The sequence below is a fragment of the Glutamicibacter soli genome (assembly GCF_003309065.1).
Classification (GTDB): domain Bacteria; phylum Actinomycetota; class Actinomycetes; order Actinomycetales; family Micrococcaceae; genus Glutamicibacter; species Glutamicibacter soli.
On record NZ_POAF01000014.1, the window covers coordinates 25,278 to 42,384 of the forward strand.

Sequence of the window (17,107 nt, forward strand, 5' to 3'; positions counted from 1 at the left end):
CCCATGGCCACTTTGCAGGCTAGCGGGCTGACCTTGGCCTACGACAAGGTCACCATCGTCGATGAATTGTCACTGGACATCCCCGCCGGGCAGGTGAGCATCGTGGTCGGGGCCAACGGCTGCGGCAAGTCCACGCTGCTGCGCGCCCTGTCCCGGCTGCTGAAGCCGGCCGGGGGACAGGTGCTGCTGGACGGTGCGGACATCCACTCCAAGCCGGCCAAGGAGGTCGCCAAGACCCTGGGCCTGCTGCCGCAGTCGCCCACCGCCCCGGACGGGATCACCTCCCGCGAATTGATCAGCCGCGGCCGCTACCCGCACCAGGGCCTGTTCAAGCGCTTCTCGGCCGAGGACGAGGCGGCGGTGAACCGCGCCATGGAGCTGACCGGCACCGCCGGCCTGGCCGACCGCCCGGTGGACGAGCTCTCCGGCGGCCAGCGCCAGCGCGTATGGATCGCCATGGCCCTGGCCCAGGAAACCGACCTGCTGCTGCTTGACGAGCCCACCACCTTCCTGGACGTGGCCCACCAGCTGGAAGTGCTGGACGTGGTCAGCGAGCTGAACCGCACCCGCGGCATCACCGTGGTCATCGTGCTGCACGATCTGAACCTGGCAGCCCGCTACGCCGACTACCTGGTGGCGCTGAAGGACGGCAAGATCTACGCCGCCGGGCACCCCACCGAGGTGGTCACGGAGAAGACGGTCAAGGCGGTGTTCGGCATGCCCAGCCGCGTCATCCCGGACCCGGTGGCAGGCACCCCGCTGGTGCTGCCCATCGGCCGCCAGCGTGTGCTGCGCACCGAATCGGTGCTCGCCGCCAACGGCATCTTCCGCGGCGACGCGCCGGTCAACGAGCCGCGGGCGCTGGCCGAAGGCCTGGAGCAGGACTCCGCGGTGATCGAGGAGGAGGCGCAGGCCGCCACCCGGGCCGTCGCCGAGGCGGACCCGAACCTCGCCCGCCCGGCGCGCGAGCATCTGCAGACCCTGGCCTTCCAGACCACGGTCCTGCGCAGCCAGCAGCTATCCCCGTCCTTCCGCCGGCTCACCGTGGGCGGCGCGGACCTGGAGGACTTCGGCACCAACAGCCACCCGCTGGACATGCGCATCAAGCTGCTGCTGCCCCCGGAGGCAGGCTTCGGGCCGAACAGCGAAATCGCCAGCCTGCGCCCGGATGCGCTGACCAGCCCAGCCGAGCAGCTGGGCTGGTACCAGCGTTGGCTGGCCATCGACCCCGCGCAGCGCGGCTACATGCGCACCTACACCGTGCGCGCGTTCCGCGAAGCCGGGCACCGCGACAACCTGGGGACGACCCCGGAGCTGGACATCGACTTCGTGCTGCACGGTAAGGTGGTGGACGGGCGGCTGCAGGGCGGTCCTGCCACCGAGTTCGGCGACCGCGCGCAGCCGGGCGACCCGCTGCTGCTGCTGGGTCCGAACAAGGCGTTGACCGACGACAGCTATGGCGGCATCGAATTCCGCCCGGGTGCCGCGTCCCGCATCGTGCTGGCCGGCGACGAGACCGCGGCCCCGGCCATCTGCGCGATCCTTGAATCGCTGCCGGCCAACGTCACCGGTCACGCGTTGATCGAGGTGCCGGAAACCACCGACATCCTGGGCACCACCACCCGCTCGGGCATTTCCGTGCAGTGGCTGACGCGCGGCACCGCGGAGCACGGCTCGCTGCTGCGCGACGCGGTCCGCGGCGCCGTGGCCATCCCGGGCGCCGGCGTGGTGCAGACCACCGCGGACCCGGAGGACATCAACGTGGACGAGGACATCCTGTGGGAAACCGGCCAGGCCCAGTCCGCCCCGTTCTACGCCTGGATCGCCGGGGAGGCTGGCACCGTGAAGGAGCTGCGCCGCTACCTGGTGCGCGACGCGGGCATCGACCGCAAGCAGGTGGCGTTCATGGGCTACTGGCGCCGGGGCAAGCAGGAGAACTAGCCTTCCTCCGCACGCTGGAAGGGGCTCCCGCCCGCCGGAAACATCGCCGGCAGGCGGGGGCCTCTGCGCATTCCACGCCGGGACGGGGTCAGTTGGCGGTCCGGTCTGCGGTGCCCGGCTTGCAGGTCCCGGCGCGCGGAGGGCGGGGGTTCTCTCGGTTCAGGATGCCCAGCAGGCGGGTGAGCTCCTCGCGGTCCTCGGCGCCGAGCTTGTCGAAGTAGCCGTCCATGCTGCTCTTGCGCAGCGCCGAGAGCTCGCCGAGCAGCTCCCGGCCGGCGTCGCTGAGCACAATCAAGGTAGCGCGGCGGTCGCCCGGATCCGGGGTGCGGAGCACCAGTGACTTGGCCGCGAGCTGGTCCACCACCTCGGTGGTCGAACGCGCAGCGATGTGCAGGCGCTCAGCCAGCTGGGAGTTGCGTAGCCCCTGCTCCTCGGCGCGGCCCAGGATGGACAGCACCCGGGACTGGTGCGGGGTGACGCCCGCGGGGATCAGGCTGTCGCGCCAGCGGCCGCGGATGGTCCGGGACGCCTGCAGGAATAGATCGGTCAAGTCAGGCTTGGACTCATCGGTGTGCATAGGGTCAAGGATAGTGTGTTTTCCCGAACAGTTTCAAGATGTAACCACATAGTGAGGTAACCTCTGCTATTCTGTAATCCACAGTGGAACAACCAGTGGAAGGGAGCACCCATGCACCCGATGGCGCCAATGGGCGGCGGAAGGCCGCCGGCTTCGGCGGCGCGCAGCGCCGACGACAAGAAGTGGCTGGCTGAGCACCCGGTCTCCGTCAAGCGCATCGCCGCGCTCTTCCGCCCGCATCTGGGCACGGTCATCGTGGTGGTGCTGCTGATCGTCGCCTCCTCGCTCATCGGACTGGCCCAGCCCTTCATCATCCGCGAGCTGATCGACGTCGCCATCCCGAACCGGGAGGTGGACTTGCTGCTCGCCGGCGCCGGGGGACTGGTGCTGATCGCCCTGGTCTCCTCGGTGCTGGAGGTGGTCCAGACCTGGCGCGCCACCCTGATGGGGCAGAGGGTCATGCACGGGCTGCGCACTGGGCTCTTCACCCACCTGCAGAAGCAGTCGCTGGGATTCTTCACCAACTCCAAATCCGGCGACGTGCAGTCGCGGCTTATCAACGACGTTGGCCAGATGCAGTCGGTGATCACGAACTCGGCGACCAGCATCGCCTCCAACCTGACCACCGTGGTCGCCACGGCCTGCGCCATGGTCGCGATCTCCTGGAAACTGAGCCTGATCTCCCTGGTGGTGCTGCCGCCGGCGATCATCCTGGCCCGGCAGACCGCCCGGCTGCGCCGCGCCGTCACGGGCCGGCGCCAGCGTGAAATGTCGAACCTGACCTCGCTGATCGAGGAACGCCTGAGCATCTCCGGGGTGCGGCTGTCCAAGATCATGGGCACCGGCGCCGCCGACGCGTCGGCTTTTGCGCAGTCCAGCCACCGGCTGATCGACCTTGAAATGAAAAGCGCGCTGGCCGGACGGTGGCGCATGGCGGCCATGAGCATCATCTTCGCGGTGATTCCCGCGGTCCTGTACCTGGTGGCGGGGCTGCCGGCCACCGGCGACGGGATGAGCATCGGCACGCTGGTGGCCTTCACCGGGCTGCAGGCAGGCATCTTCCGGCCTGTCATGGGGCTGATGCAGATCTCGGTGCAGTGGATCTCCGCGATGGCGCTGTTCGGCAGGGTCTTCGAATACCTGGATACCGACCAGGCGCTGCCGCTGCCCGAGCATCCGCGCCGGCTGGATCCCGCGGCGATGCGCGGGGAAGTGGTGCTGGAGCGGGTAGGTTTCCGCTACCCCGGGGCTGCCGCGCCGACGCTGGAGGCGCTGGACCTGGTGCTGGAGCCGGGAACCATGACAGCGGTGGTCGGGGCGACCGGGTCGGGCAAATCCACCATGGGCTCGCTGCTTCCGCGGCTGCTGGATCCGACCTCGGGGCGGGTGCTGCTCGACGGGGTCGACCTGCGCGAGCTGGACCCCGAGCAGGTTTCCCGGGCGGTGTCGGTGGTGGCGCAGGAAAGCTACCTGCTGCACACCACGGTGCGGGAGAACCTGTTGTGGGCGGCGCCGGGGGCCAGCGAGGCCGAGCTGTGGCAGGCGCTGGAAGCGGCGCAGATCGCCGAGCTGATCCGCTCGCTGCCCGACGGGCTGGAAACCGCGGTGGGCCAGCGCGGACACCGCTTCTCCGGCGGGGAACAGCAGCGCCTTGCCATCGCGCGCACCATGCTGCGCCGGCCCAAGGTGCTGGTCCTCGACGAGGCGACCAGTGCGCTGGATACCGTCACCGAGGCGCTGGTGCAGCAGGCGCTGGACGAGCTGGCGGTCGGGCGCACTACGCTGCTGATCGCGCACCGGCTGAGCACGGTGCTGCGGGCCGACCGCATCGTGGTGCTCGATAGCGGGCGGATTGTCGAATCCGGAACCTTCGCCGAGCTGGTGGAGCAGGGCGGGCGCTTCGCCCGGCTCGTGGCGAACAGCGAGTTCGCCGACAGGGTCGGCTAGTCCTCTTCGCAGTCCTGCGGGCCGCCGGGGACGGACGCCTTGCAGGACGGGTCGGACTCGCAAGTCTCCAGGGCGCCGAGGATCTTGGGCAGCGCGGTTTCGAGCGCTGCGCGTTCGTGCTGGTCCAGCGAGTCGAACAGCTTTTCGCGGATGAAGGTGACGTGGCTCGGGGCGGCTTCGCGGATGGTCTTCCATCCGGCCTCTGTCAGTTCGATCTGCTGCCCGCGGCGGTCGGTTGAATCCGAGCAGCGGGTGATCATGCCCTTGGCTTCCATGCGGCGCAGCAGGTGGGACAGCCGCGAGCGGTCCCAGCGCAGGTTGTCGGCGATGTCCGCCGGGCGCAGGGAGGTGGCGGGTCCTTCGGAGAGCACCGCGAGCACCGAGTACTCGCCGGTCTGCATGCTCGAATCCACGCTCAACTGGCGGTCCATGGCGCTGGGGAACTGCCACAGGAACTCGCGGATAATCCGCCAGAGGGCCTGTTCCTTGTCATCGAGCCAGCGGGTCTCATCGGCAGCCATCCGTGGGCGCTCCTTCTCTACGTGGCGTACCCGGCATGCTGCGGGTCCGCGCTCATTTGTTGACGTATCAATTATCTCTGGTATTGTTGGATTTAGCAAGAGTTGATGACGCATCAACTAAAGAGTTCGGCGCACGAACTTCCCCAAGGAGAAAATACTATGTCGAAGATCGCCATCGTTACCGGTTCTACTCGTCCAGGCCGCAACAACATCAGCGTTGCCCAGTGGGTGCTGGAGCAGGCGCAGGCATTTGGCGGCGCCGACTTCGAGCTTGTAGACATCGCGGACTTCAACCTGCCGGTGCTGGACGAAGCCTTCCCGGCCGCCTACCAGAACTACCAGGGCGAGCATGCCAAGGCCTGGGCCGCCAAGATGAACGAGTTCGACGGCTACATCTTCGTCACCCCGGAGTACAACCACTCGGTCTCCCCTGCGCTGGCCAACGCGCTGAGCTACATCAACGTCGAGCTGAACAACAAGGCCGCCGGCCTGGTGGGCTACGGTTCGGCCCTGGGCGCCCGCTCCATCGAGCACCTGCGCGGCATCCTCTCCGAGCTGCAGGTAGCCCACGTGCAGAAGACCGGCCTGTTCTCCCTGTTCACCGACTTCGAGAACTTCTCGAACTTCAAGCCGACCGCGGAGGGCGCCGCTTCGGTGCAGCCGATGTTCGAGCAGCTGCTGGCCTGGACCGAAGCCATGAATTCGGTGCGCGCCGCCGCATCCGTCAGCGCCTAATTGCACGCTGCCTGAACGGCCTAGCGTTCAAGTGCAAACGGCGGGAAGCTTGTACCAGGCCTTCCCGCCGTTTGCCGTATCACCCGAGAACTTGCCCCAGAGCGGGCAACCAAGCCAAAGATTGTGGAGGATCGAGCATGTCGCAGGACTATTCAACCAAGGGCGCGTACGTCACGGGCAGTGAATTCACGCGCGATACCAACTACATCCAGGACCGCATCGTTGCCGATCCGCGGCCGGAGGCGTTCTCCCACGGGGAGCCGGTAAGCAAGATCGGGCACCCGAATGCGGCCCTGGGCGAAGGCGCCCAGCTCTGGCAGGTCGAAGCAGGGCGCTACCGCTTGGTGGCCGCCCGCGCCTGCCCGTGGGCCAACCGCACGCTGATCGTGCGCCGCCTGCTGGGCCTGGAGGATGCGATTTCGGTGGGCCTGCCAGGTCCGACCCACGACGTGCGCAGCTGGCGGTTTGATCTGGACGAGGGCGGCAAGGACCCGGTGCTGGGCACCGAACGCCTGCAGGAGAACTACTTCAAGCGCTTCGCCGACTATCCCCGTGGCATCACCGTCCCGGCCATCGTGGACATCCCCAGCGGCGCGGTGGTCACCAACGACTACCCGCAGATCACCTGGGACTTCTCCACGCAGTGGAAGCAGTTCCACCGCGAAGGAGCCCCGGACCTGGTCATGGAGGACCAGCTCGACGAGATGCTCCCGCTGATCAAGCGCATCTTCACCGAGGTCAACAACGGCGTCTACCGTGCGGGCTTCGCCGGTACGCAGGCCGCCTATGAGGACGCCTACGACCGGATCTTCACCACCCTCGACTACCTCGAAGAACGCCTGGCCACCCGCCGCTTCCTCATGGGCGACTACATCTCCGAAGCCGACGTGCGCCTGTTCACCACGCTGATCCGCTTCGACCCGGTCTACCACGGACACTTCAAGGCCAACCGCAACAAGCTGATCGAGATGCCGAACCTCTGGGGCTACGCCCGCGACCTGTTCCAGACCCCGGGCTTCGGCGACACCGTGGACTTCGAGCAGATCAAGGACCACTACTACAAGGTCCACGAGGACATCAATCCAACGCAGATCGTGCCCAAAGGCCCGGACCTGTCCAACTGGCTCGAATCCCATAACCGCGACGAGCTGGCGGACAACGGCCCATTCCTGGGCGGCACCGCTCCGGGCGAAGTCCGCACCGAGGAACGCGTCGCAGCAGGCCACAACCCGCTGTACCCGCTGGAAGGAAAATAGCCGGCAGCGGTCGGGCTACCTCTTGAAGTCGAAGCCCTGCTGCTCGCACGCCGCGGCAAACGCCTCGTCGTCGGTGATCACGGGCTGACCTGATGCATCTGTCGATACCGCGTTGCGGATCGAATCGGTGGAGGCCGCCGAGCCATGCTCGGCGGCCTTTTGCCGATTCGTCTGCCCGATATCGCCCGGGGCGGTCAGGCTGCCGCCGTAGTGGATGCACGCGGTGCTGCCCTCGGGATCGCTGCGGCGCAGGTCGTCGGGCGACGGACCCGAGCAGGCGGCCAGGCCCAGGGTCGCAACAACGAGGAGCGGCAGAATCTTTTTCACAGTTCACCATCCTACGGACCATCGCCAGCGCCGCGGCGTTGGCGCGGCGCAAGGACTCCGGAGCCTTCGCACGTCTCTTTAGGCGGCGGGGGAGGTCAGGTGGCAGGATTAAAGCCATGACGATCACCGCAGCGGCAGACGGATCAGCCCTAGGAAACCCCGGCCCGGCAGGCTGGGCCTGGTACATCGACGAGGCGAACTGGGCCTCCGGCGGCTGGGACCATGGAACCAACAACATGGGCGAGCTGCAGGCGGTCCTCGAACTCTTCCGCGCCACCGCCCAGTACCCGGAGCAGGAACTGAAGATCCTGTGCGACTCCCAGTACGCCATCAACTGCATCAGCAAGTGGATGCCGGGATGGAAAAAGCGCGGCTGGAAAAAGGCCGACGGCAAACCGGTGCTGAACCAGGAGATCCTCAAGGAATTGGATGCGGCGATCAAGGACCGCAAGTACACCTTTGAATGGGTCAAGGGCCACGCCGGGCATGACCTGAACGAAGCTGCCGACGACCGTGCCCGTGCCGCCGCCACCGCGCACCAGCAAGGCACTGCGCCGGACCCGGGCCCCGGTTACACCGCCGGAGCGGCATCTGCCGCGGCAGCTTCCACCGCAGCCCCTGCCGCCCCCGCTGAAGCAACCGCTCCCAAGTCCGCCCAGGATACGGCTGCCACGATCTATGAACTTGAACTGGGCTTCCTCGACCCGCAGATCCGCACCAGCTTCGCCGAGCTGAGCGATTTCCTGCATCCGGGATACCAGGAAGTCACCCGCGGTGGCGGGCTGCTGGATGTCGCCACGGTGCGCACCCAGCTCGAAGCCGGGGCGCAGCTGCCTGCCACCGGCGAGGTGCAGGTGCTCACCGCCCGCGAGGTCGACAGGGATCTGGCCCTGCTGGCCTACCGCATGAAGGTCGAGGGCTCGACGATCCTCGTGGTCTCCTCATGGTGGCAGCGCACCGAGAGCGGCTGGAAGCTGCGCTTCCGCCAGGAAACCGTCCAGCAGTAGCCGCAAGGCGATGGGCATCCCGCCCCAAACGGCGAAGGCACGAACCCCGCACGGTTCGTGCCTTTGCCGTTTTGCCGGGGCGGATTGCTAGAAGTGCCCCGAGGAGATGTTGCCCTTTTTGTAGTTGATGCGGTTGGCCAGCCAGTTGACCGCCCAGAGCGCGACGCCAAGGGCCAGCAGCAGCCCCGCAATCTCATACTGCACCCAGTCCGCGCGCGAGCGGGCCCATGGCCCGATCAGGAAAGCGCTGGTGGCGGCGCCGAGGATCGGGATGATCGTCGGTGCGCGGAAGGAATCCTCCGGCGCCTTGTCGCGGCGCAGCACCAGTAGTGCGATATTGACCATCGTGAAGACCACCAGCAGCAACAGGGCGGTGGTGCCGCCGAGCGAGCCGACGATCCCGCTTTCGGTATCCAGGTTCACGTAGACCACCAGCGCGATGGCCAGCAGCGTGGTGAAGATGATCGATAGCGTCGGGGTGCGACGCTTGGAATGCACCTTGCCCAGCACCTGCGGCAGCACACCCTGGCGGGCCATGCCGTAGAGCAGGCGGCTGGCCATGAGCATGTTCATCAAGGCGGTGTTGACCACGGCGAAGACCGTCAGGAACGGGAAGATCGCGTCCACCGGCAGGCCCGGGGCGCCGATGCGCACGACATCGAGCAGGATGCCCGCGTCAGGATTCTTCGGGTTCAGCAGGTCGCCGGTGGGGATCACCATGATGATGGTGACCGCGACGAGCATGTAGATCACGGCGCAGATGCCCAGGCTGATGAGCATGATGCGCGGGAAGGTCTTGTTGGGGTTCTTGGTTTCCTCGACCAGATTCACCGAATCCTCGAAGCCGACCATCGCGAAGAACGCGATGGCGGTGCCCATGGTGACCGCTGCGAACAGGCTGCGGTCCTCGGGGGCCTCGAAGACCACCAGTCGGCTGATGTCGCCGTGGCCGCTGGCGATGGCGCCGATGCCGATGGAGATGATCACTGCCATGATGCCCAGGGAGATCACCGTGAGCACCATGTTGAACTTGACCGATTCCCCGACGCCGCGCAGGTTGATCAGGGCCAGGATCACGATGATCGCGATGGCGGCGAACATACCGGCTTCGGGTGTGGTCGGCACGCCCTCGATGAATTGGCCGAAGCCGATCAGCAGGTTCTGCCCAACCAGGGTGGCCGAGGTCGCGGCGCTGGTGATGCCGGAGCAGGCCACCGTGAAGGCCACCAGAAAGGTGACGAAATGGATGCCGAAGGCCTTGTGAATATACAAAGCAGCGCCCGCCGCGTGAGGATACTTGGTGACCAGCTCCATGTAGCTGAAGGCGGTCAGCGTCGCAATGGCGAAGGCGATCAGGAACGGCAGCCAGGCGGCGCCGCCGACCTGTCCGGCGACCTTGCCGGTGATCGCGAAGATGCCTGCGCCGATGATGTCGCCGATGATGAGGAACATCAGGAGTTTGGGGCCGATGACCCGCTTGAGTTCGGCGGGTTGTCCGCCTGGAGTTGAGTCTTCTCGGGTTGCAGTCATAGGCGGATGAGCCTTTCCAATCTTCGATTCGAGCTGAAGAATGCGACATATTTTGTCGTCGTCTATTCAATGGGCGAAATCGATCACTATGCTAACAGCAATAAATGCTTGTCGTTCCGGCCTTTTTCGGAGGTTATTCCTCCGTTTATTGAGAATGGCTTTTTGAGGAACTTATGGTTCAGGCGTGATTTCGCCGGAGAACGCGAATTTCCGCTGCGGCTACTAGTGTTAGTTGCAAAGAGACATGCTTTCGAAGGATTTAGATGGAATCGGTCATAACTGACGACTTTGCCCCGCTCGCGCAGGCGCTGCAGGACCGTGCCGCAGTGGAGGACGGCTACTCGGCGCAGCTGGCCGTGTACCACCGCGGCGCCCTGGTGTTGAGCCACAGCGTGGGGGAGCACCTTTCGGGGGATGCGCTCACCTGCGTGTTCTCCTGCACCAAAGGGCTCAGCGCACTGGTCATCGCCCTGCTGGTCCAGGACGGGCTGATCGATCCGGTCGCCCCGATCACCGACTACTGGCCCGAATTCGGCACCCACGGCAAGGGCAAACTGAGCGTCGGGGAAGTGCTCAGCCACCAGGCCGGAGTGCTGGGCGTCCCCGGCGGGGTGCCCAGTCAGGTGTTGCTGAACTCCTCGGAATATGCCAAGATCCTCGCCACCATGCCGAGCATCTGGCCGCTGGGCCAGAACATCGTGGGCTACCACGCCATCACCATGGGTGTGCTCATGGAGGAACTGGTCCGCCGGGTCACCGGCAAAGAGCTGAAAGAGGTCTTCGAGGAACGCATCCGCAAGCCCCTGGGCGTGGACGCGTATATCGGGCAGGACGACTCGCTGGAACCGCGCTACCGTGACGTGCTCCCCGCCGCCCCGGCCGAACCGGCATTCTTCGACCCCTTCTCCCCGGCAGGCCTGGCAGTCAACTCGGCCTCCGGGTTCGCGCTGGACAGCGGTCCGGTCTACAACTGGCACGAGCTGGCCAACTCCCGGCAGGTCCGCAGGCTCGGCCCGGCCTCCATGGGCGGCGTCGCCGATGCCCAGTCGCTGGCGGCCATCTACGCGGCCTCCTTCGGCCCGGTGCCCTCACTTGGCGCCGCCCGGGGGTTCCTGAGCGAGGACACCTGGTCCCGGGTATCCGCGGAGCTCGTCTACGGGCACGACCGCACCAACGGGCTGCTCCAGGCCTTTGCCCTGGGATTCATGAAGGCCACCGCCCGCAACGACTATGGTTCGATCTTCGCCTACGGCCATGACGGGGCGAACTCCTCGCTGGCCTTCGCCGATCCGGCCTACCAGCTCGGCTTCGCCTACATTCCGTCGCGCAACGAGGGCGAGAAGAGCATTTCCACGGGCGTGCAGCTCAGCCAGCTGGCGCGCCAGGTGGTTATCGGCAAAATGATGCAGGCCAAGGGCTAGGAGGAAGAGCATGGCAAAGTTTCTGGCAATGGGGGACTCCTTCACCGAAGGCGTTGGCGACGACGATCCGCTGCGCCCCAACCAGGTGCGCGGCTGGGCGGACCGGGTGGCCGAGGTGCTGTGCGCCCGCGGCGACTGGGAATACGCGAACCTCGCGATCCGCGGCAAGAAGATCGGGCAGGTGATCAACCAGCAGATGGACCAGGCGCTGTCCATGAAGCCCGACGTGGTCTCCCTCTACGCCGGCGGCAACGACATCCTGCGGCCCAAGGCCGACCTCGAGGCGCTGATGCGCAGCTACGACAGCATGGTCAAGCGCTTCGCCGATGCCGGGATCACCGTGCTGCTGTTCACCGGCTTCGACACCGTCGACTCGCCGCTGTTCTCCAAGACCCGCCCGCGGACCGCGATCTACAACGAAAAGGTGCGCGAGATCGCCGACCGCTACAACACGCTGGTCGCCGACTACTGGCGTTGGCGCGAATTCTCGGACGTGCGCTACTGGGCCGTGGACCGCCTGCACATGGGCACCGCCGGCCACACGCTCATGGCCGCCAAGGTGCTGGACGTGCTCGGAACCCATGGCGTCACCGAGGGCAATTGGTCCTCCGACATCGAAGTTCCGGTGCTGCCAGCGGCTGCGGTGAACGCCCGCGGTCAGAAGCTGCGCCAGGACCTCGGCTGGGCCCGGGAATACCTGGCTCCATGGGTCAAACGCCGCCTGACAGGCACTTCCTCGGGGGACAGCCTGAGCGCAAAATACCCGGACTACATCCGGCTGGGCGCGGAAAGCAGCTAGCGCGCGTCATGCAGGGGCTCCGGGGCCGAAAGATTGTTTGCAGTTGGCCCCGGGGCGGGTACCATGGGAGGTGTGTTGTGGGTCATTGGCCCGCAACCGACGCCATAGAAGGATGGCGGGAGAGTCCCGTTCACACCATGGACGGGCGCCGTAGGAGCAATTCCTCCCCAGGAAACTCTCAGGCACCCGTACCGCCATCAAGAGGCAACTCTGGAAAGTAACCGGCCTGTTCCGGTTCACCGAAGGTGCAAGCAACCGGTTTGGTAGGCCGGCTGCGTAAAACTCTCAGGTTGTGCAACAGGGATGGGGAGGGACAGCGACCTTCCTTTGGCATGCGCCAAGACAGATCCCCATGGAGACACCTGCACCATGACCATCACGCAGACTTCTGCTAACACGAACAGCGAATTCGTGTCCCGCCATATCGGCCCGCGTCAGTCCGACGTCGAGACCATGCTCCAGACCCTTGGCTACAACAGCCTGGACGAGCTGATCGACACGGCAGTTCCCGCCGACATCCGCCAAGATGCCGCTCTGGACATCCCGGATGCACTGACCGAGACCGAGGCACTGGCCCACCTGCGTGAGCTGGCCTCCAAGAACGTCATGAAGACCCAGATGATCGGCCAGGGTTTCTACGACACCATCACCCCGGCAGTCATCCGCCGCAACATCGTCGAGAACCCGGCCTGGTACACCGCCTACACCCCGTACCAGCCTGAGATCTCCCAGGGCCGCCTCGAAGCCCTGCTGAACTTCCAGACCATGGTCATGGACTTGACCGGCATGCCGATCGCCAACGCCTCGCTGCTGGACGAATCCTCCGCCGCCGCCGAAGCCGTGCTGATGATGCGCCGCGCCAACAAGAAGAAGTCCAACGGCAAGACCGTGCTGGACTCCAACATCTTCCCGCAGACCATCAAGGTCGTGCAGGGCCGTGCCGATGCGCTGGGCTTCGAGGTCGAGGTCGCCGACCTGTCCGCGGGCTTGCCGGAAGGCGACATCTCGGGCATCGTGCTGCAGCAGCCGGGCAACGACGGCTCGATCGCCGACCACGCCGAGGTCATCGCCGCCGCCAAGGCCGCCGGCGCGATGGTCACCGTGATCGCCGACCTGCTCTCGCTGACCATGATCGCCGCCCCGGGCGAGCAGGGAGCCGACATCGCGGTCGGCAACACCCAGCGCTTCGGCGTGCCGCTGTTCTTCGGCGGCCCGCACGCCGCCTACATGGCCGTGGCCAAGGGACTTGAGCGTTCCATGCCGGGCCGCCTGGTGGGTGTCTCCACCGACGACGCCGGCACCAACGCCTATCGCCTGGCCCTGCAGACCCGCGAGCAGCACATCCGCCGCGAGAAGGCCACCTCCAACATCTGCACCGCCCAGGCGCTGCTGGCCATCTGCGCCTCGATGTACGCCGTCTACCACGGCCCTGCAGGCCTGAAGCAGATCGCCACCCGCGCCCACAACCACGCCCGCGTGCTGGCCAGCTCCCTGGTCGCCGGCGGCTTCGAACTGGCATCGCAGGCCTTCTTCGACACCGTGGTCGTGACCGTCAAGGACGCCGAGGAAGTCATTGCCAAGGCCAACGATGCAGGCATCAACCTGCGCAAGGTCTCCGGCACCCAGGTCGGCATCTCCACCGACGAGACCACCACCTCCGCCACCGTCAAGGCCCTGGCCGGCGTCTTCGGCGTGGAACTGTCAGCACCGGAAGGCTTCGAGATCCCCGAGGGCCAGGTGCGCACCAGCGCCTACCTGACCCACCCGATCTTCAACACCATCTCCTCCGAGACCCAGATGATGCGCTACCTGCGCCGCCTCTCGGACCGCGACCTGGCCCTGGACCGCACCATGATCCCGCTGGGCTCGTGCACCATGAAGCTGAACTCGGCCGCCGAGATGGAATCCATCACCTGGCCTGAGTTCGCCTCCATCCACCCGTACGCCCCGGCAGCGCAGACCGCCGGCTGGCGCGAGCTGATCACCGACCTGGAAGGCCGCCTGACCGCGATCACCGGCTACGCCGGCGTCTCCATCCAGCCGAACGCCGGGTCCCAGGGCGAGTACGCAGGCCTGCTGGCGATCTCCGACTACCATGCTTCGCGCGGCGAGTCGCAGCGCAACGTCTGCTTGATCCCCGCCTCGGCCCACGGCACCAACGCCGCCTCGGCAGTGCTGGCCGGCATGAAGGTTGTGGTCGTCAAGACCGCAGCCGACGGCACCATCGACGCCGGCGACCTGGATGCCAAGATCGAGGCCAACAAGGACGTGCTGGCCGCGATCATGATCACCTACCCGTCCACCCACGGCGTGTACGACGCCGACGTGCGCGAGGTCTGCGGCAAGATCCACGACGCCGGGGGACAGGTCTACATCGACGGCGCGAACATGAACGCCCTGGTGGGTCTCGCCCAGCCGGGCAAGTTCGGCGGCGACGTCTCGCACCTGAACCTGCACAAGACCTTCTGCATCCCGCACGGCGGCGGCGGTCCGGGCGTCGGCCCGATCGGCGTGGGCGAGCACCTGGTGCCGTTCCTGCCGGGCGACGCCTCGGGCACCTACTCCGAGCGCGACGGCGTGCCAGTGGTCGCCACCGCCTTCGGCTCGGCCGGTGTGCTGCCGATCTCCTGGGCCTACATCGCGATGATGGGCGGCGAGGGCCTGACCAGCGCCACCAAGCACGCGATCTTGAACGCGAACTACATCGCCAAGCGCCTGAATGAGCACTTCCCGATCCTGTTTACCGGCAACAAGGAACTGGTTGCGCACGAGTGCATCCTGGACCTGCGCGAAGTCACCGCCAAGACCGGCGTCACCGCAGAAGACGTGGCCAAGCGACTGATCGACTTCGGCTTCCACGCACCGACCCTGGCTTTCCCGGTCGCCGGCACCCTGATGGTGGAGCCGACGGAGTCGGAGGACCTGGCAGAGATCGAGCGCTTCATCGAAGCCATGATCACCATCCGCCAGGAAATGGAAGAAGTGCTGGCCGGCGTCTACGAGCTGGCCGAATCCCCGCTGCGCCGTGCCCCGCACACCGTGGCGGCAGTGGTCAACAGTGGTTGGGACCGCAAGTACACCGTCGAGCAGGCAGCCTTCCCGGTCGCCAGCCTCAAGGTGGACAAGTACTTCCCTGCGGTGGGCCGCATCGACGGCGCCGGCGGCGACCGCAACCTCATCTGCTCCTGCCCTGCTCCAGAAGCCTTCGAAGACTAGGAACATCGCAATGACTGAAACCATCACCAAGCACACCGCGCTGCACGGCAAGCACGAAGCCCTGGGCGCGAGCTTCACCGACTTCGGCGGCTGGGACATGCCGCTGAAGTACGGTTCGGAACTGGCAGAGCACAAGGCGGTGCGCTCCACCGCGGGCCTGTTCGACCTGTCCCACATGGGCGAGGTCTGGGTTTCCGGCCCGCAGGCAGCCAGCGCGCTGAACACCGCGCTGGCCGGCAACTTCGCCCTGATGAAGGTCGGCAAGGCCAAGTACTCGCTGATCCTGAACGAAGCCGGCAAGATCATCGACGACCTGATCGTCTACCGCATGGAAGACGAAAAGTACCTGGTGGTGCCGAACGCCGGCAACGCCCCGGTGGTCGCCGCCGAGCTGGCCAAGCGCGCCGAGGGCTTCGACGCGCAGGTGCAGGACGCTTCCGCTGATGAATCGCTGATCGCGGTCCAGGGACCGAACGCCGAGGCCATCGTGGCCAAGCTCGCCGCCGACGAGGCCGGCGCAGCTATCGTCACCGAGATGAAGTACTACTCGGCCGCCTACACGAAGCTCGGCGGGGTGGACGCCATCCTGGCCCGCACCGGCTACACCGGCGAGGATGGCTTCGAGCTGATCATCAAGAACGCCGACGCCGCCGGCCTGTGGGACACCATCGTGGAGATCGGCAAGGACCATGAGCTGGTTCCGTGCGGCCTGGCCGCACGCGACTCGCTGCGCCTGGAAGCCGGCATGCCGCTGTACGGCAACGAGCTCTCGCTGGAGCGCACCCCGTTCGACGCGGGCCTCGGCGCGGTGGTCTCCTTCAAGAAGGAAGAGGACTTCGTCGGCCGCTCCGCGCTGGAGGCAGTGCGCGAGCAGACCCCTGCCCGCAAGCTGGTGGGCCTGAAGGGCCTGGGCAAGCGCGCAGGCCGCGGCGGCTACGCCATCGTCAAAGACGGCGCCGTCATCGGAGAGATCACCTCCGGTCAACCTTCGCCGACCCTGGGCTACCCGGTCGGCCTGGGCTACGTCGATGCGGCCTTCAGCGAAGTGGGCACCGAGCTGGAAGTCGACCTGCGAGGTAAGACTTTGCCATTTGTTGTCGTGGAACTGCCGTTCTACACGCGCGCCAAGTAACGTTAAACAAAGAGGGCATAGCCTAACGCCCCCTATTTCCCCTTGGGAGAGGAAAAATCGTGAGTAAAGTTCTGTCATCGTTGCGCTACTCGGCCGAGCACGAGTGGATCGACGCATCGTCCCCAGCCAAGATCGGCATCACCCAGATTGCTGCCGACGCGCTGGGCGACGTTGTCTACGTAGACCTGCCAGAGGTCGGCGACACCGTCACCGCCGGCGAGACCTGCGGCGAAGTCGAGTCCACCAAGTCGGTCTCCGACCTGTACTCGCCGGTCACCGGCACCATCGTCGAGGTCAACCAGGAAGCAGCGGACAACCCTGCCATCCTGAACGAGGATCCATACGGCGCAGGCTGGCTGTTCACCGTCGAGGTCGAGTCCGAAGGCCCGCTGCTTTCCGCAGCCGACTACGCAAGCGCGAACGGTGGAAACGTCGAGTAATGAGCAACAAGACTTATGAATCACTGGCACCGGCATCGCTGACCCAGTCCCTGGCCGAGCTGGATCCAGAGGTCGCGCAGCGTATCGATGCCGAGCTGGCCCGCCAGCAGCGCGGCCTGGAAATGATCGCCTCGGAAAACCACACGGCCCAGGCCGTGATGCAGGCGCAGGGTTCGGTGCTGACCAACAAGTACGCCGAGGGCTACCCGGGCCGCCGCTACTACGGCGGCTGCGAAGAGGTCGACGTCATCGAGACCC

The 17,107-nt window shown here is 66.2% G+C and carries 14 protein-coding genes, 1 pseudogene and 1 riboswitch; of the genes and pseudogenes, 11 read left to right on the forward strand and 4 right to left on the reverse strand.

All coding sequences use genetic code 11. The features are described 5' to 3' along the window. The first annotated feature begins 3 nt into the window (after positions 1-3). The gene (locus tag C1H84_RS17610) at positions 4-1,941 is read left to right on the forward strand and encodes an SIP domain-containing protein (protein WP_113608162.1); all 1,938 of its coding nucleotides are present in this window, start codon (positions 4-6) and stop codon (positions 1,939-1,941) included. Positions 1,942-2,029: 88 nt separating this feature from the next. Here the strand turns inward: C1H84_RS17610 and C1H84_RS17615 are convergent, their stop codons facing one another. Beyond that, positions 2,030-2,518 (reverse strand): MarR family winged helix-turn-helix transcriptional regulator, encoded by a 489-nt coding sequence (locus C1H84_RS17615; RefSeq protein ID WP_047119959.1) that lies wholly within the window; start codon positions 2,516-2,518, stop codon positions 2,030-2,032. Positions 2,519-2,629: 111 nt separating this feature from the next. On the opposite strand from C1H84_RS17615, the gene C1H84_RS17620 reads away from it, so the two are divergent. Continuing rightward, a complete protein-coding gene (locus C1H84_RS17620; RefSeq protein ID WP_113608163.1) occupies positions 2,630-4,465 on the forward strand; it encodes an ABC transporter ATP-binding protein in 1,836 nt (611 codons plus the stop codon). Here the strand turns inward: C1H84_RS17620 and C1H84_RS17625 are convergent. Then, positions 4,462-4,986 carry a MarR family winged helix-turn-helix transcriptional regulator gene (locus C1H84_RS17625; protein WP_047119957.1) on the reverse strand — a complete coding sequence of 175 codons (525 nt, stop codon included), beginning with the start codon at positions 4,984-4,986 and terminating at the stop codon, positions 4,462-4,464. The two genes, C1H84_RS17620 and C1H84_RS17625, sit on opposite strands and share 4 nt — an antisense overlap. A 159-nt stretch (positions 4,987-5,145) precedes the next feature. Here C1H84_RS17625 and C1H84_RS17630 point away from each other — a divergent pair, with 159 nt between their 5' ends. After that, positions 5,146-5,721, forward strand: a complete 576-nt coding sequence (locus tag C1H84_RS17630) for an NADPH-dependent FMN reductase (RefSeq protein ID WP_053798680.1) — start codon at positions 5,146-5,148, stop codon at positions 5,719-5,721. A gap of 137 nt (positions 5,722-5,858) precedes the next feature. After that, positions 5,859-6,977 carry a glutathione S-transferase family protein gene (locus tag C1H84_RS17635; protein WP_113608164.1) on the forward strand — a complete coding sequence of 373 codons (1,119 nt, stop codon included), beginning with the start codon at positions 5,859-5,861 and terminating at the stop codon, positions 6,975-6,977. Positions 6,978-6,992: 15 nt separating this feature from the next. On the opposite strand, the gene C1H84_RS17640 is transcribed toward C1H84_RS17635, so the two are convergent. Beyond that, positions 6,993-7,304 (reverse strand): putative periplasmic lipoprotein, encoded by a 312-nt coding sequence (locus C1H84_RS17640; protein WP_047119954.1) that lies wholly within the window; start codon positions 7,302-7,304, stop codon positions 6,993-6,995. A gap of 116 nt (positions 7,305-7,420) precedes the next feature. Between C1H84_RS17640 and C1H84_RS17645 the strand changes: the two genes are divergently transcribed. Next, positions 7,421-8,311, forward strand: a complete 891-nt coding sequence (locus C1H84_RS17645; protein WP_113608165.1) for an RNase H family protein — start codon at positions 7,421-7,423, stop codon at positions 8,309-8,311. 87 nt (positions 8,312-8,398) lie between these two features. Here C1H84_RS17645 and C1H84_RS17650 read toward each other — a convergent pair whose 3' ends face one another. Next, positions 8,399-9,841 carry an APC family permease gene (locus C1H84_RS17650; RefSeq protein WP_047119952.1) on the reverse strand — a complete coding sequence of 481 codons (1,443 nt, stop codon included), beginning with the start codon at positions 9,839-9,841 and terminating at the stop codon, positions 8,399-8,401. A gap of 263 nt (positions 9,842-10,104) precedes the next feature. Between C1H84_RS17650 and C1H84_RS17655 the strand changes: the two genes are divergently transcribed. The 6 genes and pseudogenes from C1H84_RS17655 to C1H84_RS17680 form a co-directional block, all read left to right on the forward strand. After that, a complete protein-coding gene (locus tag C1H84_RS17655) occupies positions 10,105-11,262 on the forward strand; it encodes a serine hydrolase domain-containing protein (RefSeq protein WP_047119951.1) in 1,158 nt (385 codons plus the stop codon). 10 nt (positions 11,263-11,272) lie between these two features. Continuing rightward, complete coding sequence (locus tag C1H84_RS17660) at positions 11,273-12,061, forward strand: SGNH/GDSL hydrolase family protein (protein WP_053798675.1); 789 nt, start codon at positions 11,273-11,275, stop codon at positions 12,059-12,061. Positions 12,062-12,167: 106 nt separating this feature from the next. Continuing rightward, a riboswitch (glycine riboswitch) is annotated at positions 12,168-12,265 on the forward strand. A 165-nt stretch (positions 12,266-12,430) separates the two neighbouring features. Then, positions 12,431-15,277, forward strand: coding sequence for an aminomethyl-transferring glycine dehydrogenase (gene gcvP, locus C1H84_RS17665; RefSeq protein WP_181728198.1), 2,847 nt, complete (start codon positions 12,431-12,433; stop codon positions 15,275-15,277). A gap of 10 nt (positions 15,278-15,287) precedes the next feature. Next, complete coding sequence (gene gcvT, locus C1H84_RS17670) at positions 15,288-16,409, forward strand: glycine cleavage system aminomethyltransferase GcvT (protein ID WP_047119949.1); 1,122 nt, start codon at positions 15,288-15,290, stop codon at positions 16,407-16,409. Positions 16,410-16,468: 59 nt separating this feature from the next. Further along, positions 16,469-16,849 carry a glycine cleavage system protein GcvH gene (gcvH, locus tag C1H84_RS17675; RefSeq protein ID WP_113608166.1) on the forward strand — a complete coding sequence of 127 codons (381 nt, stop codon included), beginning with the start codon at positions 16,469-16,471 and terminating at the stop codon, positions 16,847-16,849. Further along, positions 16,849-17,107, forward strand: a pseudogene (locus tag C1H84_RS17680) (serine hydroxymethyltransferase); the annotation flags it as partial. The gene gcvH and the pseudogene C1H84_RS17680, both read left to right, overlap by 1 nt.

Coding starts and splice junctions, on each gene's coding strand:
- gcvP (WP_181728198.1), top strand. CDS start 12,431: ATGACCATCACGCAGACTTCTGCTAACACGAACAGCGAATTCGTGTCC.
- C1H84_RS17630 (WP_053798680.1), top strand. CDS start 5,146: ATGTCGAAGATCGCCATCGTTACCGGTTCTACTCGTCCAGGCCGCAAC.
- C1H84_RS17620 (WP_113608163.1), top strand. CDS start 2,630: ATGCACCCGATGGCGCCAATGGGCGGCGGAAGGCCGCCGGCTTCGGCG.
- gcvT (WP_047119949.1), top strand. CDS start 15,288: ATGACTGAAACCATCACCAAGCACACCGCGCTGCACGGCAAGCACGAA.
- C1H84_RS17650 (WP_047119952.1), bottom strand. CDS start 9,841: ATGACTGCAACCCGAGAAGACTCAACTCCAGGCGGACAACCCGCCGAA.
- C1H84_RS17635 (WP_113608164.1), top strand. CDS start 5,859: ATGTCGCAGGACTATTCAACCAAGGGCGCGTACGTCACGGGCAGTGAA.
- C1H84_RS17660 (WP_053798675.1), top strand. CDS start 11,273: ATGGCAAAGTTTCTGGCAATGGGGGACTCCTTCACCGAAGGCGTTGGC.
- C1H84_RS17645 (WP_113608165.1), top strand. CDS start 7,421: ATGACGATCACCGCAGCGGCAGACGGATCAGCCCTAGGAAACCCCGGC.
- C1H84_RS17610 (WP_113608162.1), top strand. CDS start 4: ATGGCCACTTTGCAGGCTAGCGGGCTGACCTTGGCCTACGACAAGGTC.
- C1H84_RS17625 (WP_047119957.1), bottom strand. CDS start 4,986: ATGGCTGCCGATGAGACCCGCTGGCTCGATGACAAGGAACAGGCCCTC.
- C1H84_RS17655 (WP_047119951.1), top strand. CDS start 10,105: ATGGAATCGGTCATAACTGACGACTTTGCCCCGCTCGCGCAGGCGCTG.
- C1H84_RS17615 (WP_047119959.1), bottom strand. CDS start 2,518: ATGCACACCGATGAGTCCAAGCCTGACTTGACCGATCTATTCCTGCAG.